Here is a 23,008-nt window from a genome sequence, read left to right as displayed (position 1 = left end):
ACAAGACGAAAGGAAGTTTTAGTATGATCGCTACCCAAGATAAAGTTGCCGATATCGTTACACACTATCCTAAAACAGCAGACGTTTTCCGCAAACATGGCATCGATTTTTGCTGTGGTGGACAAATCTCTCTTGAAGAAGCTGTTTCAAACCATCCTAAGCTATCACTCACACCACTTCTTCAAGAATTAGAAGATGCAAGTCAACACCAAGGTGAAGGGATGCAACCACAATATTTATCCGTTCCTTCTTTAATTCAATATATTCAAGCGCGCTATCACGACACATTAAGAGAAGAGTTCAAGCAGCTGACACCATATGTGACAAAACTCTCACGTGTGCATGGTCCAAACCATCCGAATTTAGTGACATTAAAATCAACATTTGATGCATTTAAATCAGCAATGTTGACACATACAGATGAAGAAGACCAAAATGCTTTTCCTAAATTGGTGCGTTCTGCCAATGGTGAAGCTGTTGAAGATATAGATGCCGTCATTCAATCGCTCGTTGATGATCATGATGAGGCGGGCGCATTACTTCAACAGATGCGTGAATTGACGCATGATTTTCAACCGCCAGCTGAAGCATGTGGGACTTGGCGACTCGTTTACGATCGGATTACACATTTAGAACGAGAAACACATGCGCATGTCCACTTAGAAAACCATGTGCTCTTTCCTAAAATAACAGGTTGACGACACCCACGACCACACGTGAAGGTATCACCAACCTTTTTGAATACGAAATCACTGAGACATCTTTTGTTTCAGTGATTTTTTCTTGCGATTGAAATGAATTCTTGTCCTGCTTGGAAGAGTAAAATCAACAGCGCTGGATGAATCATACTGTCATGAATTTCAATACGGTATTCGGGCTTAAACTTAAAAATCGACGCCTCCACAGACATCACATCACGCCCCGATGCATCGCGCACTTCAGCATTGTATGTAAAAAAGCGAAATTTAAACTTAAAACGGTCGCCCTCCGCTGTATCATAGTAAAAGCGTATCGGCAAAAGATAACTCGCACGAAAACGCCCCATATACTGTTCATTGTGATACACTTGCCACGTCGGTAATAACCAACTGAATCCACCTTTATCGCGCGTTAAATAAAAATGATTTTCGCCATCTGCAATTTCATACTCTTGCCATAAATAATTGAAAAGTAATGACAACTTAAACCGCTGTTGACCGCGGCCTAACTTCAATTGATATACGGGTTCGTCTTTGTCATTAAAGACCGTCATGATTTTTTTCGTAACATCCCAAAAGTGTTCTTTGTAATGAAATTTTTGCATCGGTTTACCTCTTCTCTTTCATCAGTTGATAAAATTTTGCCATATGTCGTGCCCACTGTTTTAAGTGTACAGGTCCTTCATTGATCGCTTGTTCTAGAGACATCGGCCCTGTTGACATACTGTATACCGCATCAATCCCGTGTTTTTCAACCGCTTCATACCCTGTACCCAATTTACCAGCGACCGCGATCACAGGCTTTCCATACTTTTTCGCTGCTTTTGCGACGCCCACTGGAGTTTTACCGTACACTGTTTGTCCATCAATCGCACCTTCCCCAGTAATGACAAGGTCTGCGCGTTTCACATGCGCGTCAAATTGCGTCACCGAGAGGACAATATCAATGCCACGTTTTAAGTCGACCGGAAGACATGCTAACAAGCCTGCACCTAATCCCCCTGCAGCACCTGCACCTGGAATGTCGGCCACTTGTCGCTTTAAATCTCGTTCAATTACGGTATGAAAATGTGACAAAGCGGCTTCTAATATCAGTTGATCTGCTTGACTTGCCCCCTTTTGCGCACTATAAACCGCAGTTGCCCCATTCGGACCGAGCAATGGATTATCAACATCACAAGCGATTTCAAGTTGCACATTTTGAAATCTCGTATCTATGTGCGACATGTCGATGTGATTTAATTGGGCCAAAGCTTCACCGCCACGAGAAATCGGCTGACCCTTTGCATCTAAGAGTTGAACCCCTATCGCTTGGAGTAACCCAGCACCTCCGTCATTCGTCGCACTGCCGCCAATCCCTAAAATGATACGTGACACCCCTTGTTCAAGCGCATCCAACAACAATTGTCCCGTGCCATACGTAGAGGTGATACGTGGATTACGTTCATTTAGCATTACTAAATCTAATCCAGAAGCTGCCGCCATTTCAATGATTGCGGTCTGTCCTTCATTCGCGAGGCTGTACGTCGCTGAAATAGAACGCCCTAATGGATCTTGAACCGAAATCGTTCGACACGTACCTCGTAGTGCATCGTGAAGTGACTGGGTCGTGCCCTCTCCCCCATCTGCCATAGGAATTTTATGAAACGTTGTCGTATCACCCGTAACGTTACGCCAACCTTGTTCAATCGCTGCTGCAGCTTCCATGGCGGTCATAGATTCTTTAAATGAGTCAGGTGCAATGAGTATATGCATCAGTGATCCTCCCTTAACTATAGTACTTCTTATATTATAGGGCAGGTGACGAGAATTCAAAAGAAGTATGAAATCGTTTGCAGTAACATGGACATGCCAAATAAAAAAAGGCAATGCCTCGCACATGCGATATGACATCACCTTTAAGTTTAAATATACATTTGACGATTACACACGTTCTGCTACATAAATTTTACGTGTCAGCCATTGACCTGTTTTCTCATCGTAATCATCACAAGTAATCAGTGTCAGTTGGTCTTTATCTTTCTTCATCTCATCCAACACTTCCACTTGATACGGGTCGACATCTTTAATCGACGTAATTTGATATTTGCGCGTTTCCTTGCCCACTTTAAAAGTCACTTCTGCACCCTTTTTCGCTTTGTGTAACTCTGTAAATTGATAGTTCAAACTATAATTTGTATGTCCGGCAATAGCGATATTTTGGTCTTTGAGTGATTCATCCTTTTCCGCCAAACTCACACCGCGCTCCAATTGTTCAGGTGTCGCTGGACCAGGGTACACAGCTTCTTTTATACCGACTGACGGCACTTCTAATATCCCCACGACTTTCGACGGGTCTTTCGGAATTTCAGGCACTTTTGATGGTGCGTTTTGTTGACTTTCTTCATATGCTTCAATTTTTTGTTCATTTTCTTTATTCGTCAAATATGCATCAATTTTCGGCTTAAAGATTAAATATATGCCTGCTAAAATCAATGCGATACCCATAAGTGGAACCAGCCCACGTGTTAATTTTTGCATCAACTGACCTCTTTCACGATGATTTTATGCCTCTTATTATATCCCCTCAAGCCCAAATTGAAAATAAAAAGAGACCAACAAAGTTTTGATTATCTTAAAACACATGATTTTAACAAATTAGGTTTCATTGATAATCATTCTGAGTTTTCACAATTGCCATGATGGGTTCGCTTTCTTAGAGGCCGTGAGTAAGAAGAATTAGATTTTTTTATATTATAACTTTTCATAAAACGTAACAAAAGAGGATGAGATACTCAACATCTCAGCCTCTTCTAAATATTACGCTTCGTCTTTAACTAAAGGATGATCTGGTTTTACGAAGAACCATAATACAATCGCAACAACCACTAAAATTAGCATTGAACGTAATGTTGGAATCCAACCAATCATTTCTGCAAGATACCCTGCAAAAATCGGGCTCAATACCGCACCGATATTACCCCATAAGTTCATCCAACCTGAAACTGTCCCCGAATAGTTGCGTCCTAAATCTGTCGCTGAAGCCCAGCTCATAACCATCGCTAAACCAATACTACTCAAACAAAGTGACATCCAGACAATATTTTTCACTAAAGAATCTGAAATAATAGCGAAGTTTAACGCCACGCCAAACATCACAAAACCTGCAATCGCAATAATGCCACGTGCCGCAAAACGTGACTTACCACTGCTCAAAATCTTATCTGAAATCGTACCACCACTTAAAATGAACACGAACATGACTAACCAAGGAATTCCTGCAATTTTACTCATTGTATCACGATCAACGTTGAACTGTTCCATTAAGTACGTTGGATACCAATATAAAAACAATGTAATCGTAAATTGAACTACAAAATACTGTAGTGCAATCGCATAAAAGCTAAATCTTGAGAAAAAAGTCCCCCATGGGGGCGTACTCTTATTTGTTTTTACTACGTCACGATTTTCCATAATAAAGCTTTTCTCTGCTTCATTAACCATTTTATGATGTTCAGGTAAGTCTTTCGCAATAATTACCCATAATATCGCAATCAAGAAGCCAATTGCACCGAAAATATAAAATACAGCTTGCCAACCCAATGCATTATAAATTGAGATTGTGATAATCGGTGCAATAACAGGTCCAAAATAAGAACCTGCCAATAATGTACTCGCAGCACGCCCTTTTTCATGTTTACTGAACCAATATGTATTGAATACAGCGTTAGACGGAAACATTGGTGATTCACCCGCACCAAATAGAAAACGGACAAAGAATATTAAACCATGATTTTTTATCATACCTGTAAAAATTGTAAAAGCACTCCACCATACTAACGCAATCGTAATCATTTTTTTAGGACCATATTTCTCTGCTAAAAATCCTGATGGAACTTGCATAAGGGCATAACCCAAGTAAAAAAATGAACCGAGTAGTCCGAATTGCCCTTTTGTAAGATGTAAGTCTTCCATCATTGGTGCAGCGATGTAAGAAATATTTGTACGATCCATATAGGCAATAACACCAATTAAGAAAAATAGACCTGCAAACAGCCAGCGGACATTTGTTTTCTTTTGACTCATAATTTTGACCTTCTTTCATTTGGTCATCTGATGACCTTTTGTGTAGCTCTATGAATATACCACACGAAGAAAGCGGTTACAATATAAATTTGAACATTTTTTGAACGTTTTTAGAAAATTATTTAATAAATTACACTTTAATTAACAAAAATGGCTTAAATCTCCATCATTACAAGAGATTAAGCCGTTTTTTTAAAATACTACTTTATTATTTTTTTGGTTATTTACTATGCATCACAACTATTGCGTCACTTCTGGTTGACGACGACCATGAATGAAGGCATATAAAATGATGCATAACAATAAAATGACACCTATCGCTACATACATCATACGATAGCCGATAGCAGGTAAAATTATGCCGAGTAGCGCTGGACCAAAACCAACACCAACATCTAGTCCGATGAAAAATGTGGAAGTTGCAAGACCGACTTGATCTGCACGTGATACTATGACAGCTACAATATTACCGACAGCCGTCATACTCCCATAACCAATACCGACTAACGCACCAGACAATAACAATGCCCATCCACTATGCGCCATCGCTAATATTAAAATACCTATACCAAATATCACTAAAGCAGGATACGCGACCCAATTTTCATGGAAGCGATCCAAAATACGACCGACAAATGGACGTGTTAAAACTGAAGTGATGGCATAAAAGATAAAATAATAGCTCGCCACTGCAGATAAATCAATTTCTACAGCATACAATTGTAAAAATGATAACACAGAAGCGTAACCTAAACCACAAATGAGGACAACAAGCGCAATCGGAATCGCAGGTACTGAAATAAATTGTGAAATATGAAAGCCTTGATGCTTAGATTGTTGTTCAGCCATTTTAACATTGACTTTTAAAAACAATGCAAAGACGAACGCTAAAATCGCAACAACAAGACAGACGGTAAATAAAACGAATGTCGGATAAAGCCCTGCTAAATCTAATCCTAAAAACGGACCAATCGCGGCACCTATCACTAAACTCAAGCTAAACAGACTAATCGCTACACCTCGACGTTCAATAGGTGCAATGAGCGGCACAATCGTTCCTGTCGCAGTTGTTGCAATCGCAAGCGCCACCCCATTTAAAAAACGAGTCACGAATAAAAAGATAAGACTCCCTTCAATGAAATAAAAACATTGCGTGATGATGAATAACACTAATCCAATCATCAACAAACGTTTAGGTCCCACTTCATGAATGTAACGTCCACCTACAAAACGTCCGATCAATGCGCCGACGATAAAAATACCTGTAATCAGTCCTGCAACACCGGTAGACACGTCATAACGTTGAATGGCGTATTGTGCGATGACAACAATGAGTAAATACATCGCAAAATAAACAAAAAAACTGACTAAAAAGTTGAAGATGTAATTTTTTATAAACGCTTGATGCTCTTGATTTTCCACTCAAATACCCCTTCCTCAATTTGGTAAGCTAAGCTAACTAATAACTTTGATATTATATCGCGCCAAGGTCATAAAATCAAGGGCATGACATACAAAATGCAAAGTGTATCAATAATATTCAAAAAGTTGCGCAGCTTCATTGCAGACAACCTACATAGAAACAGGTTCGTTTAACTTCTATCCTTAATATGGTTTAATAGAGTTGAAACGGTTAGACACAGGTCAACTTCATATTCGATAAATAAGGGCATCTTGGCTTGTCATGGTGATTGAAGACGGGTGAGAAAGATTCGTATTGTGCTGGCCGTACAACTTTCATTGAACGTGCTATTGAACACAAGATCGTGTGCTTTCCTGATTCATGCACATCAAGTACGCGGAACACCATTTCCCACTGACGATCTTCCTCTATCACACAAGTTCATCCATTTTGAGTTACCTTAAACAAAGAGCATCATCATTCATGCCCTGCGATGATTTAAAAACGAACAATTTATGGGTAAAGGAGAAATTCATATGTCATCTCAAACAGAAAAAGAGTTAAAAAGGCAGTATTTAGATTTAATCGCTGAAAAATTCGATTCAGAAGAAAAAGTTGCGACTAAAATTATCCATTTAGAGTCGATTTTGGATTTACCTAAAGGCACAGAACACTTTGTCAGTGACTTGCACGGTGAATATCACGCATTTCAACACGTGTTGCGTAATGGATCTGGTAATTTACAACAAAAGATCCATGACATTTTCCAATCACGATTAGATCCCCAAGAAATGAATGAATTGATTGCGTTAGTCTACTATCCAGAAGAAAAAATTAGGCGCATTAAAAATGGTTTTAACTCGAAAGCTGAACGTCACACATGGTATAAAAAAACGATTAATCGGTTACTAGAATTAGTGAAATATACCTCTTCCAAATATACACGTTCAAAATTGCGTAAATCATTAGCGCCAGAATATACATTTATCATTGAAGAATTACTCTATAAAAGTAACCAATTCAACAACAAAAAAGATTATTATGATGCGATTCTGAAACAAATTATCCAATTGAACCAAGCGGATAAACTCATTATCAGTCTCGCAAATACGACACAAAGATTAGTTGTAGACCATCTCCACGTCGTTGGTGATATTTACGACCGTGGTCCTCACCCAGACAAAATTATGGATACACTCATTGATTACCATTCTGTCGATATTCAATGGGGGAACCATGACGTTTTATGGATGGGTGCGTACTCTGGTTCAAAAGTGTGCCTCGCGAACTTACTCCGCATTTGTGCACGTTACGACAATCTCGACATTATTGAAGATGCTTACGGTATTAACTTGCGTCCATTATTAACGCTAGCCGAAAAGTATTACGATGATAATGAGGCATTTCGTCCGAAAAAACATCCTGAGAAAAATCCATCAGAGTCAGAAATTTTACAGATTACTAAAATTCATCAAGCAATTGCGATGATTCAATTTAAATTGGAAGGACCGATTATTAAACGTCGCCCTGAATTTGAAATGAATGAACGTTTATTGCTCGATCGTGTGAATTATCGTGATCATACTCTCGAACTGAACGGCAAAGTCCATACGATTGAAAATACATGTTTTAGAACTGTAGACCGTCGCCAACCTACTGCACTCCTTGAAGAAGAACAAGAAGTGATGGATAAGTTACTCACATCTGTACAAGAATCTGAAAAATTGCGTCGTCATGTAGACTTCTTGATGAAAAAAGGAAACTTATATTTACGTTACAATGGCAACTTACTCATTCATGGCTGCATTCCTATCGACGAGCAAGGTGAAATGGAAGGTATGACCATTGATGGGCATTTCGTGACTGGACGTGAACTGATTGATGAATTTGAAAAACACGTCCGTTATGCCTATGAACATAAAGAAGTAGAAGACGATCTTTCAACGGATTTAGTCTGGTATTTATGGACAGGTAAATATTCATCATTATTCGGTAAACGTGCGATGACAACATTTGAGCGTTACTTCATTAAAGACAAAAGCACGCATAAAGAAGTTAAAAATCCGTACTATCGATTACGTGAAAACGAAGACGTCGTAAGAAAAATGTTAGAAGAATTCGACATGAATCCTGAGCAAGGTCGGATTATTAACGGACATACACCTGTGAAAGAGCGCGATGGTGAGAATCCTATTAAAGCAAACGGTAAAATGCTTGTTATTGACGGTGGTTTCTCTAAAGCGTATCAATCGACGACAGGTATCGCGGGCTACACGTTGTTGTATAACTCGTTTGGTATGCAGCTTGTGGCGCACCAACATTTTAATTCAAAAGAGAAGTTGCTAGAGACGGGTGAAGATGAGTTGTCTATTCGTCGTGTTGTGGATAAAGAGTTGGAGCGTAAGTTAATTCGAGATACAAATGACGGGGCCGAGTTGCAGAAAGAGATTGACATGTTGAAGGCGTTGATGTCGTATCGTTATATGAAGTGATGTGGTGTTTAATAAAAACAAGTAGGGGGTGGGGCTTGAAAACTTTTGATGCTATTGATGCGATATTTTTGTTAAACTTGCCCTCCCTATGTCTTGTGGCTTTAGATTGCCTTCATGGCTTCGCGTTTCCTAGGGGCTGAGGGGAGGTTGTGACAAAAGCGCTTAGGATTTGAGCAGAACCGAGCGATGAGCAAAATTGATTTCCAAATTTTGCCGAAATCGCGGGAGTTCTGTCGAAAATCCTGCTTTTGGAACACCGTTTATTAATTCCCAGCGCACCCATTCATTGTCGGTTTTGGGAGCAGTACAGAAATCTCATGTGTTACAAAGATTCCGTCGTACTGCCCCCGCAAGGCTGACTAGACTTCTCAAAAGTGTATACGTTGAGAAGTCAAACAGCTACTGCGATAAACAGTAACCACTAGTTAAGTAAAGAAGCGACTGTCAGCGGTATGCACGCATTCCCTCAAGAGTCTCGCATGATTTACAATTCAATAAGGCAGCTTTTTTAACGAATCGTTCGTTCATTCTTTCATTTGATCCCAAAACAAACACACCTCTCTCCTTCTATTTCCATACAACTTCACTTTTATGGGTTGCATGCGAAAAGGTCTACTGTCACTTTTGCAGTCACTATTCAACTCTCCAAATATGGAATGTCCCCTCACCTATAACACTCGTTTTCATCTGCATGATTCATATATTTTCGAGTAAGAAGAATACTATCTGTTGATTTCTCTAATGTTTGGAAATGAAAATTCAAATAAAAGTGGTAATGTTTGAAAGAAAGGTGTAAAATTTGGGAGTGCGTTTTTAAATCACTTGCACGCAATCAACAAGGTGTAATGTGGTAACATGCGACGTGTTATGGGAAATGGCATTGCGATGTTGATATCTATTTAATTTAAAAGAGCAATAATTAGATTTTAGTATTATTTTACATTTCAAATCTATGTGTATTATAATGGTGAAAGCGTTTACTTGAGAGATGCAAATATTGGAGGGGTACAGTGTGATGAATATCCTAGAAAAATTAAATGCGATATTATGGGGCGCACCGAGTCTCATTTTATTAACGGGAACGGGGTTGTTTTTAACCTTTGTGTTGAAAGGCATGCAGTTCACCAAACTGATTCATGCATTCAAACTTGCCTTTGTTCCTAATAAAAAAGAAGCCGAGAGTGAGGGTGACATTAGTAACTTTAAAGCGCTAATGACGTCACTTGCCGGTATGATTGGTAACGGGAATATCGCAGGTGTTGCGACAGCTGTCACTTTAGGTGGTCCTGGTGCGATTTTTTGGATGTGGGTCGTGGGTTTGCTCGGTATGACAACGAAATATGCCGAGGCGTTGTTAGCGATGAAGTTCCGCGTTCAAAATGATAAAGGTGAATATTCAAGTGGTCCGATGTATTACATAGAAAAAGGATTGGGACATCGTTTCAAATTTTTAGCGATTGCCTTTGCGATTTTCGGTGCCTTTGCTGCATTAGGTATCGGGAATAGTGTACAGTCCAATACGATTGCTGACGTCATGACGAATAGTTTTAACGTGAGTGGTTTCATCACTGGGATTGTATTAGTCATTCTCATCTCACTCATTATTTTTGGTGGGCTGAAACGGATTAGTAACGTGGCAGGGTTCTTCGTTCCAATGATGGCGATTTTTTACATCGGTGCATCTGTGACAATTCTCATCATTAATTACGATCAAATTTTACCGGCATTCGGTTTAATTTTTAAATATGCGTTCACACCGGTATCTGCTGCCGGCGGATTTACTGGCATTATGGTCATGCAAGCGATTCAAAATGGTGTATCTAAAGGGATCTTTTCAAACGAAGCTGGTTTAGGTACGGTCGCATTGATTTCTGGTAATGCCAAAGCCGGACATCCAGCAACACAAGCACTTGTCGCTATGACAGGTACATTTATCGTGACAATTATTGTTTGTACGATGACAGGTCTTGTTTTACTCGTAACAGGCTATTGGGATCCAACAGGTGGTTTATTGTCTGGTGTATCACATGATCCAAAATTAGAAGCTGGTGCACTGACAAGTATGGCATTCGGCGCAAGTTTGGGCACTTTAGGCGAATATGTCGTATCACTTTCGGTTATTTTCTTCGGATTTTCTACCATTATCGCTTGGTTCGTATACGGTGCGAAATGTTTCGAATATTTATTTGGTGTAAAATATGTCATGCTTTACGGTGTCATTTATGTCATTGCTACGTTTGTAGGAACGATTGCTAACCTTAAAACAGTGTGGCTGTTTGCAGATACGGCTAACGCGATGATGATGATTCCAAACTTAATCGGTATTTTATTCTTATATAAAGTCATTAAGCAAGAAACTGAATCCTATTTCAAACCAACTACGAAAAACTATTCTAAATAAAATCCTTTTCGAAACGATAGGATCTGTCATTTTTGATAGGTCGTATCGTTTTTTATTGCACTATGAAATGATTTTCACTAAAAAACGCTATTCAGCCGATGAACGTGATACAAAGGATGATAAGTTTTGTCGTCATACTCAGCAATGCAGCTTCGTTTGTCATCATTGATACAGGGTAAACTAACTTTGAGGTGATAATGATGAAACAACAAGCAATTGAAAAAATCAATCAAGTGATCGAACAGTCACGTATTGGTGTACTCTCTACTGCTGTCAATAACAAACCAAATAGCCGTTATATGATTTTTTATAACGATGGCTTAGATTTATATACAAAAACGAGTCGTTCTACACGCAAATTTGAAGAACTGACACAAAACCCAGATGCTCATGTATTATTAGGATATGAAGAAGGTTCAGGTCAGCCTTACGTCGAAATTGAAGGTCAAGTCGATATCATCACCAACTCAAAAGAAATCGATTGGTTGTGGCAAGAACAAGACCGTACATTTTTCGACTCTAAAAATGATCCTGATTTAGTGGTGTTACGTATTATTCCATCACATATTACATTATTGAATAGTGATGAAACAGCAACCCCATTTGAAATTGATGTGAGCCAACTGTAACTAAAAAAGGACGTGTTTAAATGATTCAACGTTTACAAGAAGTCATGTTATACGTGCAAGACCAAGAAAAAGCCAAACAATTTTGGACATCGCATTTTGATTTCCAAGTTGCATCAGATGAAACATTTCAAGGGATGCGCGTCATAACGTTAAAGCCAACAGACGTAGCACAAACTGCCATCGTCCTCCAAGACAAAGCCAAAGTTGAAGCGATGGGCATGGGCGTCAATACAGGAACCCCTTCTCTCATGTTCGGGACAACCGATATTGACGCGTTGTATGATGACTTAAAATCAAAAGGCATTCAAGTCGGCGAAAAAATGACTTTACCAACAGGCAGCGTGTTTAACTTTGCGGATGATGAAAACAACTATTTTGCAGTCCGCCAAATCGAACAATCATAAAAAACAAACACTATTCCTCAACAGCGCATTTTCAACCCTTAGCGCTATGGAGAATAGTGTTTTTTATATTTAATTACAAATTGCGCTTGACCTTCACGTTACGTCAACCATTACACTGACATTATTCCAAAGAGAAAGGAGGTTCAAGATGTATACCATTAAAGTTGTGTCCGAATTGACAGGATTATCTACACGCACTTTACGCTATTATGACGAAATCGGGCTTCTACATCCGAGCAACTCGAGTGAAGCAGGTTATCGTCTTTACAGCGAGAAAGATATTGAGCAATTACAACAAATTATGATTTATAAAAATATGCAATTGCCACTTGAACAAATTAAAGCTGTTTTAGAGGAAACAACTTGTATTGAAGATACACTTAACAGGCATTTGCACTATTTAGAACAGCAACAACAGCAGATTGACAAACAAATCAAACTCATCGAAAAACAACTTGGAGGGATCGAAATGACACAAAAAGAAAAATTCAGTCAGTTAAAAGCAGATACACTCTCAAAAATTAACACAAAATATGGTGAAGAACTTGCACAAAAATACACTTCAGCACAAGTTAAAGCGCAACATGAACATTTTAAAAATTTAACAAAAGACGAATATCAATCAGCAGAATCAGCCGAAACAACACTATTTTTATTGTTAAAAACGATTGAGGAACAAGAATTGCCTATCGCGCATCCAACAGCAGAACAAGCCTTTCTAGCACATCAAAATTGGCTCAAGCACATGGTTCCTAACTATTCGACAGACTATCATCAGCAACTCGCAGACCTTTATATTCAAGACTCACGATTCAGTGCCTATTACCAACAATATGCAGGAGAACAGGCTCCTTATATTTTAAACAAACTCATCAAACATTATACGTAAACATAAAAAAACAGACGTCACCTTGGTCCTTTCCAATTGACGTCTATTGTTACTAACCTTTGCAATCCATTTAAGACGCATTTCTAATAAAGACTCGTGCAGCACTCACCTATCCTACAAACCAAAAATGAGACTTTGAAATGCATTAAGGTTTCATTTATAAAATGTTCAGTAAGCCTTAACGTGAAAGTGATTTGTATATCATTAACATGCACACATTTGCGTCTTGAGGTTCAACCACAGATCGCAAGAACCTGTGCTCGCTTTTAACAGACAAGTAAAAATGGATTGTTAAGCCGGGCGAGACTCCTGAGGGAATGAGTTAATGGCAAAATAATGTCATTTAACTTTAATAGTGGCTAACGTTTAACGCAGTAGCTGTCTGACTTCTCAATGCGCATGCTTTTGAGAAGTCTAGTCAGCCTTGCGGGGGCAGTACGACGAAATCTTTGGTGCACATGAGATTTCTGTACTGCTCCCAAAATCCACCAACGCTTCAACTCTGTCCCCTTCCAATGAAAGCGTTGGTTAGTTGTAGCGAGAGCGCCTAGGAACGCGAGCCCAAAGCGTGTAATCAGTAAGTAATCACCTATCCTACAAACCAAAAATGAGATTTTGAAATGCATTAAGGTATTATTCATGAAATGTTCAGTCTAACTCAATGTGAGAGTGATAATCATCATAAACGTAAATATTTGCGTCTTGAGGCTTAAACACAGATTGCAAAAAACGTGCAAGACTCCCGAGGGATAGAGCCGAAGCGGAAAATCCAATTTGGCTTCCATCAAGTGTAAACTTCAATCAAGCCAAATTTAGTTGTAGCGAGGCCCTGGGAAAGCGCAGCACGTTTCAGCAATCTGAAGGTAGATGTTCTCCTCACAATATGTTTCCCAAATGCTACTAATCCCCATCACTCACCTTTAAGCTGCAACTGATACATTTTATAATAAATGCCGCCTTTCGCAATCAAAGCCTCATGCGTACCTCGCTCGACAATCTCACCTTGATTCAACACTAAAATCTCATCTGCATCTTGAATGGTCGACAAACGATGCGCAATCGCAATGGTCGTCCGTCCAGCACGCATTCGATTCAATGACTGCTGAATTGCTTCTTCCGTTTCAGAATCAATATTCGCTGTTGCTTCATCTAAAATTAAAATTTTCGGGTTAATTGCCATCGTACGAGCAAATGCAATCAATTGACGTTGCCCACTTGAGAACGCACTGCCCTTTTCAATCACCTTATGATCATAGCCCCTGTCCAACTGCTCAATAAACGCATGCGCATGTACAAATTCCGCTGCTGCTTTCACTTCTGCTTCCGTCATTGTCGGGTGATACAACTTAATGTTAGAAGCAACCGTGCCATAAAACATAAATGGATCTTGTAACACGAGACCAATATTGCGCTTTAAATGTTCATGTGGAAAAGTCTTAATCGACTGACCATCAATGAAAATATTGCCTCGGTTAAACTCATAAAAACGCATAAACAAGTTAATAATTGAACTTTTCCCTGAACCAGTATGCCCGACTAATGCGACGGTTTGACCTGGCTCGACGGTAAACGAAATATTTTTCAACACATCATGCTCACCGTCATAACTAAAGGACACGTCATCAAACACGATGCGTCCTTCTGTTATTTCACTATGACCTTGTGGATCTTGTAATGGCGCGTGTGTCGGATTATCCATCATTTTAAATACACGACTGGCCGATACAATAGCTTGTTGGAAAATGTTTAAGTTTTGACTGACTTGGTTAACAGGTTCAAAAAAGCGTTGCATATATTGAATAAAGGCATAGACGACCCCTGCAGTCACCGTTGTCGAAAAACTCAAAATACCGAAATACGCCAAAATCATCACGGTTGAAAACGTTGATAACATCGTAATGGCTGGACGTAACAACATCCCGTCTAAGCGAATCGTTTTCATCGAGTATTGATAATGAGACGCGTTAATCTTTTCAAATTCGTCACGTAAGCGCGCTTCTTGATTAAACACTTGAATGATTTTCATACCTTCAATAGATTCACCGAGTTTCGCGTTCAAATCAGATAAGCGACGTCTCGTTTCATAAAAGTAAATCGATGCATATTTACGATAAACAGCGAGGACGATAAAAACTAATGGTGTAAACAATATCGCGAAAAATGCCATGCGGACATCTAATATGAACATCATCGTAAAACTTGCCAAAATCATGAAAAAGGCAATTAAAAATGATGATAAGACGCCTGTAAACATTTCAACAATCGCTTCTGTATCATTCGTCAATCGCGAAACAATACTCCCGCTCGGTGTCGCATCAAAAAATTTCATACCTAGTCGACTGATCCGTTTAAACGCATCAATTCTAAGTTGTTGAATGACTTTGAACGCTAAATATTGTAAATAATAAATACTTAAATAGGTCGTTACAGCACCGATCAGTTGGATGCCAATGAACACAATTAATAGCATCACGATATCATTACCTGGGAAATATCGTGGTGTTAAATATTGGTCGATAAAGATTTTAACTAAATATGGGACCGACATGCTCGCAGCCGTCGATAATGATAGCATCGTAATCGTTAAAAAGATCAATTTTTTAAACGGAAATGCATATCGGAGGAGTCGATATAACGTTCGCGCTTGTTCTTTCGTCGTCAATTGGGGATTACTTTCTTGTTGTTTCATTCGTGTCACCTCCATTGACTTCGCTTTCTAAATCTTGTGTTAAACGGCTTTGCATTGCTTGAGATTGGAATGTTTCAGCATACCAACCGTGCTGTTGCAACAATTCATCATGTGTACCACGTTCGATAATCGTACCGTCACGCATTACGATAATGAGATCTGCATGCATGACCGCACTCATTCGATGGGCAGTAATGATGTTCGTTTTACCTTGTCGTTCTTTTTTTAAATTACCTAAAATGGCAGTTTCAGTTTCGGCGTCCACAGCTGACAATGCATCATCTAAAATCAATACTTGCGGATGGGTCAATAATGCACGGGCAATCGAAATCCGCTGTTTCTGTCCACCTGATAGTGAGACGCCACGTTCACCCACCACTGTGTCATAAGCAAGGGGTAACGTTAAAATATCTTGGTGAATATGACTCATCGCACTCGCATGATGAACCGCTTCATCGTCAATATCGGGTTGACTAAACGCAATATTCCCTCGAATCGTTGAAGAAAATAAAAAGTGTTCTTGCGGGACATAACCGAACTGTGCGCGCAACTTTCGAATATCATAGTCACGTAACGGATGATGGCCATATTGAATATCTTCAGGTCGCTCAGTATCAAATTCACGCAACAACAAGCGAATGAGTAAACTTTTACCTGCGCCTGTATGACCGACAATCCCCACGGTCATCCCTTGTTGAATCGTAAAGTTGATATCATGTAAACTGTCATGCGCTGTATCTTCAAACTGAAATTGCTTTAAATTAAAATCAATATCGCCAGTCGGTGTGTCACTGATTTGGGATGTCGTTACAATACCACTGGGCACACTTTCAATTTCTTGTATACGGTCATATGACGCTGCCCCTCTTTGAATGATGTTAAAGAAAAAGCCTAACGCTAGGAGTGGCCAAACAAGCATCCCTAAGTAAGTCGTGAACGTAATCAACTGTCCAATCGTAATCGAATCGTCAATGACCATATAAGCCCCAAATACAACGCTCAGTAAATAACTCGCGCCAATGACCAACTCAATCGTCGGGTCAAACAGTGCATCAATTTTCGAAACGACTAAGTTTTTCGCTACGACACGATCACTTAATTGGCGAAAGTCATCTTCATCTGCAGTTTCATAGCCAAATGATTTGGTCACTTTCACACCTGCAATACTTTCTTGCGTTTTATCATTCAACTCACTAAACGCCCCTTGTGCCTCTTTAAAGCCTTTATGTAATAAGCGACCATAATAACTCGTTGAAATCACTAAAATCGGCAGTGGAATCATCGCAATGAGCGTTAACTTTGGACTAATCGTCACAAACATCATCACTAACGTCATTCCACCTGTAATCATTGCCTCTGAAATGGTCATCACACCAATGCCAGCCGTATTTTGCACAGCACGAATATCATTGGTTGCATGCGCCATCAAATCACCCGTTCGATATTTTTGGTAAAATGATGGGCTCATTTGTGTATATTTCTCGTACAATTGTTCTCTTAAAATGCGTCCTAATTTAGCACTGGCTCCGAAAAAGCGGGTGCGTAAAAAGTAACGTAATCCATAGACAAGCACACCAACTGAAAAAATAATGAGAAGGTACATCGTCAAGTTTTGCGGCGTTAATGTTTTCGCCGTAATATGGTCGATTACAAAACCTATAATTTGCGGTGGAATCAAACTCGATAATGCCGCGACGAACAACGCCATCAACGCGGTCACATATCGCCATTTCTCTTGTTTCAAAAACCACCCTAATTGTTTAAAAACTTTCATGCTGTCACCTACTTTCGGTTGTTCCGTGTCAATACTTATCCTTCACTATCGAAGTCTTTTAAAATACCATTCATTTCATATATTTTGCAATTTTGCTGTTTGTAAAAATGGATTGAGGCTAAAAACTTTTGATGACCCATCTCCACTTTTTCATTACGACGCACGTATGCCACATGCTTCTGCGATGACTTCAACGATATGTTTCACTGCCACGCGTTGACCTAAGCCTTCTCGTTCCACGCCTAACTTCATCTGTAAATGACAACCTGGATTAGACGTAATAATCAACTCTGGTCGGGCTTGTTTCACATTTTGCATTTTGTGATCTAAAATTTGCATCGAGGCATCATAATGCACAAGGTTATAAATCCCCGCTGAACCACAGCACATCTGTTGCGACTGCATGTCCACGAGCGTCAGCCCAGGTACACGTTTCAATACATTTTCAGGGGCTTCGAATACTTTTTGAACATTTTCGAGATGACATGACGGTTGATATACCGCCCGATACGCCACTTCATGCGTCATTTTCAACTCAATCTGTGTCATAATTTCAGAAATATCACGAACTTTTGCGACAAACTGTTCGGCACGTTGACGCCACATTGTCCCTTGCTCAAACAATAAATGGTATTCTTTCAATGCTGCGCCACAACCCCCAATCGTATTTACAATATAATCAAAATCGTACTGCTCATACGCAGCAATATTCGCTTTCGCCAATGCAATCGTATGTGCCGTCTCACCTGCATGATGTTGAAGTGCACCACAACACGTTTGTTGCGGCACATTCGTCACATGGACATCATGTTGGCGCATAATCCGCATCGCGAGTGCATTCACTTCACTGAAAAATGCATCCATCATACAGCCTTGAAAAAAGCCCACTTTCATTTGATGCGGACGTGCTTCATCACCGTTGTCCTCAATAGGATGCGTGAGTCGCACAGGGGGTAATATTTTTTGAAGTTGTGCGTATTTCGGGAGTGGTTTTAAAACTTTCGTCGCTGTGACCGCTCTTTCGATACCTGTCCGTTGATAAAAATAGAGCCCTTTGTTCACTAAACGTAACGCTTTCTTACTTTTTAACACACCTTCAAAGGCCACTGTTCGCATCACTTTCTCGACACGTGATTGCGGCCGCTCTTCATGGAGCACTTCAACAGCTGAACTTAAAATATCTCCGTAGCGCACATGCGTCGGACAAATCGTTTCGCACGCACGGCAACCTAAACACAAATCAATGCCAGATGCCATATCATCCAACGAAATTTTATCTTCTGCTGCCATTTTCACTAAATTAATGCGACCTCGTGGCGAATGTTTTTCACTTTTGAATGACACATACGTCGGGCACACCGGCAAACAATACCCACATTGTACACAGTCAAATGTCGCTTCATAGTCTAAACGTTCCTTTAAATCAGTCGTCATGGCTCAACACCAACCTTGTTTCACCTGCTGCCGGAAAAATCTTTCCAGGGTTAAGGCGATAATCTGGATCTAACGCATCTTTAATCGCTTTTTGGAATGCCAAACTTGCCGGGTCAAATTCACGCGTCATAAATGGCTTTTTCATCGTACCAATCCCATGCTCTCCCGAAAGCGTTCCTCCCAGTTCAATCGCATAATTAAAAATCTCCTCAACCGCACGTTCGACATTTTTTACAGCTTCAGGATCACGCATATTCGCACTAATCGTCGGATGTAAATTCCCATCTCCCGCATGACCAAATACGACCAAATTCAAATCGTATTTTCGTTTAATTTTATCAATTTTTTCAAACATGTGCGGAATTTTGCTCAGTGGTACCGTCGCATCTTCCGAAATTTTCGTAAAACCGCGCTCCACAACGGCGGGTGACACTGCTTTACGCACTTGCCATAACTCAGCTTCTTCTGCTTTGGACGCAGCAATTTCAACTTGAGTGACACCAATTTTGGCGAGTGCAGCTTTAATCGTTGCTAATTCTTTTGGTAAAATCGCTTCATCACCGTCTACTTCAACTAACAGTACTGCCGCAGCATCTCTAGGCAAATCAACGCCCGCATAGTCTACCACTTTATTAATCGCATGGTGATCGAGTATTTCCATTTTTGATGGTCGTACCCCTGACGTTAATATTTGTGAAATCGAACGTCCTGCTGAACCGAGATCTTCAAAAACAATCAATGCGGTTTGCGTCGCTGGCGGTTTCGGTATTAAACGTAACGTTGCTTCAGTAATAATGCCGAGTGTGCCTTCCGCGCCGATAAGTAATTTTGTTAAGTCGTAACCTGTCACGTTTTTGATCGTATTGCCTCCCGTCCGTATGATGTCCCCTTGTGCTGTCACGACCTCTAAACCAATGACATAATCTTTCGTAACGCCATATTTCACGCCATGAGGTCCACCTGCATTTTCAGCTAAATTGCCTCCAATCGTACATACAGAAGAAGAGGACGGATCAGGTGGGTACATGAGCTGATATTGTTCTGCCAGCGCATGAATATCCGCCGTTTTCACACCTGGTCTCGTTTTAATGATCAAATCATCAGGGTAAATCGTCAACTCGTCATTCCATTGTGAAAAATCAAGGACGATGCCCCCTTTCACTGGCAACGAACCGCCCGACAAGTTCGTCCCAGCACCCCTTGGATAAATCGGTAAATCATACACATTTGCAAGTTTTACAATTTGTTGCACTTCGCTCGTCGCTAACGGTTGCGTCACAAAATCAGGCAAATATTGTCCAAATGAACCGTCATAGCCGTAAGACACCCGCTCTGCAACATCGACAAACACACGCTCTCCCACAATGTCGCGCAATCGTCGTTCAATTTCAAGTTGACGTTGTTGTCGCATTGAAATCCCCCCTATTTCATTTGCTTGATGTCGGAATATTTTGATAAAGTCGTTATTTCTTATTCTATCACACTTCCAAAAATGTAACATGAGGAATATTTTTCTAAATAAAAATAAACAGTTTGATACAAAGTAGGGCAATGATTACATCAAAGCGCACATGCGACATCGCTGAAAACGTATGTTAAGCTAGTACAAAAGAGAAGAAAAGAGGAGAATTCATGTCAAAGTTTGATCATGTGCAACCACCGAAACATTTTGCGCGCCATCATAAAACATTAATCGTCACGACGCGCTATCAATTCACGAGTGATAACCGCATTTACTTTTCAAATACAGAACATGTCGATTTAGAAAACCATACGTATACATTGGAGGTCGAGCTATGGTCTAAAACAGATGAACACGGCATGGCAGTCGACTTTAAAGACATTGATAAAGTATACCGCGAACATTTGGAACCTTTATTAGACGGACAGTTGATTAATGATACATTACCAGATATGAATACAACGGTTGAAAATATCGCGCATTGGATTTGGTTACGCTTTAATGAATATTTGCCTGAAGGTGTATCGTTGAATACCATTGCGCTGTATGAGACACCTGAGCAAGGCATTAAATTAACACGTAATATTATGGCACAGTAAAGTGAGTACGATTGAATAACAAGGTTTAAGAAGATGAATAAGACTGGCATTGAGGTGGAATGGAAACTCAAATGTCAGTCTAATGATTTGTGCATAGGTTAGATTTGGGAATTGAACTTAAATGTGATTTGAATATTGCTTACTAGTAAGACAAAAGATGACTGAACTGAAGTCAATCGTTTCAGTTCAAGCCTCCTTTGTCTATGTGAGGAGACCTAATTCACTTTTTAGATTACTTTTAATCCCTTATTCTTTGTTATTCTGTGTTTGGATCAATCCACTTTTTTAACCGATGATCAATAGGATGGATTTTCGCACTCCTATAACCTATATTACTCTCATTGCTATAGAGTACACCTACCAAATGACTATTTTGTAGATAGACGCCAGAGCCCGATTGTCCCGGAAACGCAGGCATCGTCGTACGTAATTCCTTAGTGTGTTGATTCACTCGAATTATGACGCCTGTACTTAAATATTGCTTAAAGCCTTCTTTATCACCCGGGTAGCCGTAACTATAAATGGCTTGACCAATCATACTTTTAAGTTTTTCATAATTATATTCATATGTCGATGTCCCGAAACCTCTCATATCATACTTATAAGCAGTCGTTTTGTCTTTATCTCTCCCCTTAATTATCGCAATATCATCGGCACTATCAGGTAAAAAGTCTCTAATAATCATCATGCCAAAAGGTGTCGACCACCCAGATTGCCCCGGATAAACTTGACCTATGTAACCGATTTGTGGCTGTACCCCAGCACAATGTCTTGCGGTTAACTATGTATTGGGCGTAATTAACGTCGCAGAACAATAAACTGAATGACCCGGATCATATCTCGCATTTAATTTACCATTCGGATCCGTCGTCGTGTTGATTACTTTTTGAGTACCTGGTTTTGGATTAACGCCTGCACTGGCATTACCCATCATTAACAGCGAAATTAAAAATTATAAGTATAGTGTTATCGTTCTCTTTCTTTTCATTTTTGTTCCATCCTTGTTTTTTCTTTCGCCAAACTATCGCCTTTGCTTCTTATCCGAAATGTAATATTACAATTTTAAATCACCCCTATTGCATCCAAAAATATAAGGGGCTACACGTTGAAATATTACAGTTTACGGAACATTATGTAGCTCAATCTCTTTAGACAACACTCAAAAAATGTTGGACAATTTACGCTCTTGCAGTAGGTCCTCTAAATATTAGCAAAATAAAAAACATGTGAAAGAAACGTTAACCCTTCCACATGCTTTCATGTTATGCACTTTCTATAATATTTTGAATCGCTTCGAACAATGCTTTTTCCGTCATGACTGTTTTTGTCGGCTGTTGCGTCATATCGGTTTGCGGGCGATTGCGGCGATTGTACCAGATGGCCTTCCAACCGACTTGCATCGCACCTAAAATGTCGTTGTCAAAATGATCACCGATGAAGTATGTGTCACTCGCACCGACAGCCATCTGTTTGCCCACTGTTTCAAAGATTGCGGGATCAGGTTTCGATAAGCCCAGTTCGGCTGATACAAACATATTGGATTCTGGAATGTATTGATCGAGTTCTAAAGCTCTAATTTTGGCACGTTGACGGTCTGACTCCCCATTTGTCAGTAAACCTAATTGGACGTCTTTTTGAACTAAATACTGCAACATTTCAACAATCGTAGCTGACAATTCGATATGTTGTTGTGCATATTCGTATTCACGTTGAAAGGCACGTGCTTTCTCTTCAGGTAACTCGATATCAAAGTCCGCCACTGCTCGTGTGATGCGGATGACGTGCATGTCAGGCACCGACAATTCTCCTGTTTGTGTAGCTTCGAATAATTCTTCACTATATAAACGAAAATGACGATAAAGTCTTTCTACACCGATATCCGTATCACCAAAATGACGGTAATACGGATATTCAAAACTTGAAAGTTGATCATATAACGTATCGTCTAAATCAAAAATCATCACTTTATTCATTATTCAGCACCTCTTTATTTTAAAACTTACCCCTATAAGTATCATTTTTATACTGACACTTATTATATAACGGGTGTGTCTGAATGAATAGCGTTTG

At 39.7% G+C, this 23,008-nt stretch carries 18 protein-coding genes; 7 read left to right on the top strand and 11 right to left on the bottom strand.

The features are described from left to right. The first annotated feature begins 23 nt into the window (after positions 1–23). Positions 24–698, top strand: coding sequence for an iron-sulfur cluster repair di-iron protein ScdA (gene scdA / locus EL101_RS02075; protein WP_096598188.1), 675 nt, complete (start codon positions 24–26; stop codon positions 696–698). Positions 699–769: 71 nt separating this feature from the next. Here the strand turns inward: scdA and EL101_RS02070 are convergent, their stop codons facing one another. From EL101_RS02070 to EL101_RS02050, 5 genes are all read right to left on the bottom strand, one after another. After that, a complete protein-coding gene (locus tag EL101_RS02070; RefSeq protein WP_096598190.1) occupies positions 770–1,303 on the bottom strand; it encodes a hypothetical protein in 534 nt (177 codons plus the stop codon). Between the two features lie 4 nt (positions 1,304–1,307). Then, positions 1,308–2,453, bottom strand: coding sequence for a glycerate kinase family protein (locus EL101_RS02065; RefSeq protein ID WP_096598192.1), 1,146 nt, complete (start codon positions 2,451–2,453; stop codon positions 1,308–1,310). 168 nt (positions 2,454–2,621) lie between these two features. Further along, on the bottom strand, positions 2,622–3,218 hold the full coding sequence (gene srtA, locus EL101_RS02060) for a class A sortase SrtA (RefSeq protein ID WP_096542838.1): 597 nt from the start codon (positions 3,216–3,218) through the stop codon (positions 2,622–2,624). 279 nt (positions 3,219–3,497) lie between these two features. After that, positions 3,498–4,763, bottom strand: a complete 1,266-nt coding sequence (locus EL101_RS02055; protein WP_096598194.1) for a pyruvate MFS transporter — start codon at positions 4,761–4,763, stop codon at positions 3,498–3,500. A 240-nt stretch (positions 4,764–5,003) separates the two neighbouring features. Beyond that, positions 5,004–6,185, bottom strand: coding sequence for an MFS transporter (locus EL101_RS02050; protein ID WP_096598196.1), 1,182 nt, complete (start codon positions 6,183–6,185; stop codon positions 5,004–5,006). Positions 6,186–6,701: 516 nt separating this feature from the next. On the opposite strand from EL101_RS02050, the gene EL101_RS02045 reads away from it, so the two are divergent. From EL101_RS02045 to EL101_RS02025, 5 genes are all read left to right on the top strand, one after another. Beyond that, entirely contained in the window at positions 6,702–8,657 is a 1,956-nt protein-coding gene (locus EL101_RS02045; protein WP_096598198.1) for a fructose-1,6-bisphosphatase, read from the top strand. Between the two features lie 1,012 nt (positions 8,658–9,669). After that, entirely contained in the window at positions 9,670–11,058 is a 1,389-nt protein-coding gene (locus tag EL101_RS02040) for an alanine/glycine:cation symporter family protein (RefSeq protein WP_096598200.1), read from the top strand. Positions 11,059–11,255: 197 nt separating this feature from the next. Continuing rightward, positions 11,256–11,687: a pyridoxamine 5'-phosphate oxidase family protein gene (locus EL101_RS02035; RefSeq protein ID WP_236653899.1), complete on the top strand. Its 432-nt coding sequence runs from the start codon at positions 11,256–11,258 to the stop codon at positions 11,685–11,687. Between the two features lie 20 nt (positions 11,688–11,707). Further along, on the top strand, positions 11,708–12,091 hold the full coding sequence (locus EL101_RS02030) for a VOC family protein (RefSeq protein ID WP_096598204.1): 384 nt from the start codon (positions 11,708–11,710) through the stop codon (positions 12,089–12,091). Positions 12,092–12,239: 148 nt separating this feature from the next. Next, the gene (locus EL101_RS02025) at positions 12,240–12,980 is read left to right on the top strand and encodes a MerR family transcriptional regulator (protein WP_096598206.1); all 741 of its coding nucleotides are present in this window, start codon (positions 12,240–12,242) and stop codon (positions 12,978–12,980) included. Between the two features lie 910 nt (positions 12,981–13,890). On the opposite strand, the gene EL101_RS02020 is transcribed toward EL101_RS02025, so the two are convergent. The 4 genes from EL101_RS02020 to EL101_RS02005 all read right to left on the bottom strand — a co-directional run bounded on the left by EL101_RS02020 (position 13,891) and on the right by EL101_RS02005 (position 20,288). Then, the gene (locus EL101_RS02020) at positions 13,891–15,669 is read right to left on the bottom strand and encodes an ABC transporter ATP-binding protein (protein ID WP_096598208.1); all 1,779 of its coding nucleotides are present in this window, start codon (positions 15,667–15,669) and stop codon (positions 13,891–13,893) included. Beyond that, positions 15,650–17,443, bottom strand: a complete 1,794-nt coding sequence (locus tag EL101_RS02015; protein ID WP_096598210.1) for an ABC transporter ATP-binding protein — start codon at positions 17,441–17,443, stop codon at positions 15,650–15,652. Before EL101_RS02015 ends, EL101_RS02020 begins: the two co-directional genes overlap by 20 nt. A 153-nt stretch (positions 17,444–17,596) precedes the next feature. Next, positions 17,597–18,877: a (Fe-S)-binding protein gene (locus tag EL101_RS02010; protein ID WP_096598212.1), complete on the bottom strand. Its 1,281-nt coding sequence runs from the start codon at positions 18,875–18,877 to the stop codon at positions 17,597–17,599. Further along, the gene (locus tag EL101_RS02005; protein WP_096598214.1) at positions 18,867–20,288 is read right to left on the bottom strand and encodes an FAD-binding oxidoreductase; all 1,422 of its coding nucleotides are present in this window, start codon (positions 20,286–20,288) and stop codon (positions 18,867–18,869) included. The genes EL101_RS02010 and EL101_RS02005 overlap by 11 nt, the downstream gene beginning before the upstream one ends. 221 nt (positions 20,289–20,509) lie before the next feature. On the opposite strand from EL101_RS02005, the gene EL101_RS02000 reads away from it, so the two are divergent. Next, positions 20,510–20,938, top strand: a complete 429-nt coding sequence (locus EL101_RS02000; protein ID WP_019165920.1) for a 6-pyruvoyl trahydropterin synthase family protein — start codon at positions 20,510–20,512, stop codon at positions 20,936–20,938. A 256-nt stretch (positions 20,939–21,194) separates the two neighbouring features. Here EL101_RS02000 and EL101_RS13440 read toward each other — a convergent pair whose 3' ends face one another. After that, complete coding sequence (locus EL101_RS13440) at positions 21,195–21,626, bottom strand: serine protease (protein ID WP_240622764.1); 432 nt, start codon at positions 21,624–21,626, stop codon at positions 21,195–21,197. A gap of 574 nt (positions 21,627–22,200) precedes the next feature. Continuing rightward, positions 22,201–22,911 carry an HAD family hydrolase gene (locus EL101_RS01990; RefSeq protein WP_096598216.1) on the bottom strand — a complete coding sequence of 237 codons (711 nt, stop codon included), beginning with the start codon at positions 22,909–22,911 and terminating at the stop codon, positions 22,201–22,203. Between the last annotated feature and the right edge of the window lie 97 nt (positions 22,912–23,008).

The organism is Staphylococcus delphini (assembly GCF_900636325.1).
In the GTDB taxonomy this organism is placed as follows: domain Bacteria; phylum Bacillota; class Bacilli; order Staphylococcales; family Staphylococcaceae; genus Staphylococcus; species Staphylococcus delphini.
This window is presented reverse-complemented; position numbering and strand designations above follow the sequence as displayed.

Coding starts and splice junctions, on each gene's coding strand:
- EL101_RS02005 (WP_096598214.1), bottom strand. CDS start 20,288: ATGCGACAACAACGTCAACTTGAAATTGAACGACGATTGCGCGACATT.
- srtA (WP_096542838.1), bottom strand. CDS start 3,218: ATGCAAAAATTAACACGTGGGCTGGTTCCACTTATGGGTATCGCATTG.
- EL101_RS02010 (WP_096598212.1), bottom strand. CDS start 18,877: ATGACGACTGATTTAAAGGAACGTTTAGACTATGAAGCGACATTTGAC.
- EL101_RS02000 (WP_019165920.1), top strand. CDS start 20,510: ATGTCAAAGTTTGATCATGTGCAACCACCGAAACATTTTGCGCGCCAT.
- EL101_RS02025 (WP_096598206.1), top strand. CDS start 12,240: ATGTATACCATTAAAGTTGTGTCCGAATTGACAGGATTATCTACACGC.
- EL101_RS02055 (WP_096598194.1), bottom strand. CDS start 4,763: ATGAGTCAAAAGAAAACAAATGTCCGCTGGCTGTTTGCAGGTCTATTT.
- scdA (WP_096598188.1), top strand. CDS start 24: ATGATCGCTACCCAAGATAAAGTTGCCGATATCGTTACACACTATCCT.
- EL101_RS01990 (WP_096598216.1), bottom strand. CDS start 22,911: ATGAATAAAGTGATGATTTTTGATTTAGACGATACGTTATATGATCAA.
- EL101_RS02065 (WP_096598192.1), bottom strand. CDS start 2,453: ATGCATATACTCATTGCACCTGACTCATTTAAAGAATCTATGACCGCC.
- EL101_RS02045 (WP_096598198.1), top strand. CDS start 6,702: ATGTCATCTCAAACAGAAAAAGAGTTAAAAAGGCAGTATTTAGATTTA.
- EL101_RS02035 (WP_236653899.1), top strand. CDS start 11,256: ATGATGAAACAACAAGCAATTGAAAAAATCAATCAAGTGATCGAACAG.
- EL101_RS02015 (WP_096598210.1), bottom strand. CDS start 17,443: ATGAAAGTTTTTAAACAATTAGGGTGGTTTTTGAAACAAGAGAAATGG.
- EL101_RS02070 (WP_096598190.1), bottom strand. CDS start 1,303: ATGCAAAAATTTCATTACAAAGAACACTTTTGGGATGTTACGAAAAAA.
- EL101_RS02030 (WP_096598204.1), top strand. CDS start 11,708: ATGATTCAACGTTTACAAGAAGTCATGTTATACGTGCAAGACCAAGAA.
- EL101_RS02020 (WP_096598208.1), bottom strand. CDS start 15,669: ATGAAACAACAAGAAAGTAATCCCCAATTGACGACGAAAGAACAAGCG.
- EL101_RS13440 (WP_240622764.1), bottom strand. CDS start 21,626: ATGATGATTATTAGAGACTTTTTACCTGATAGTGCCGATGATATTGCG.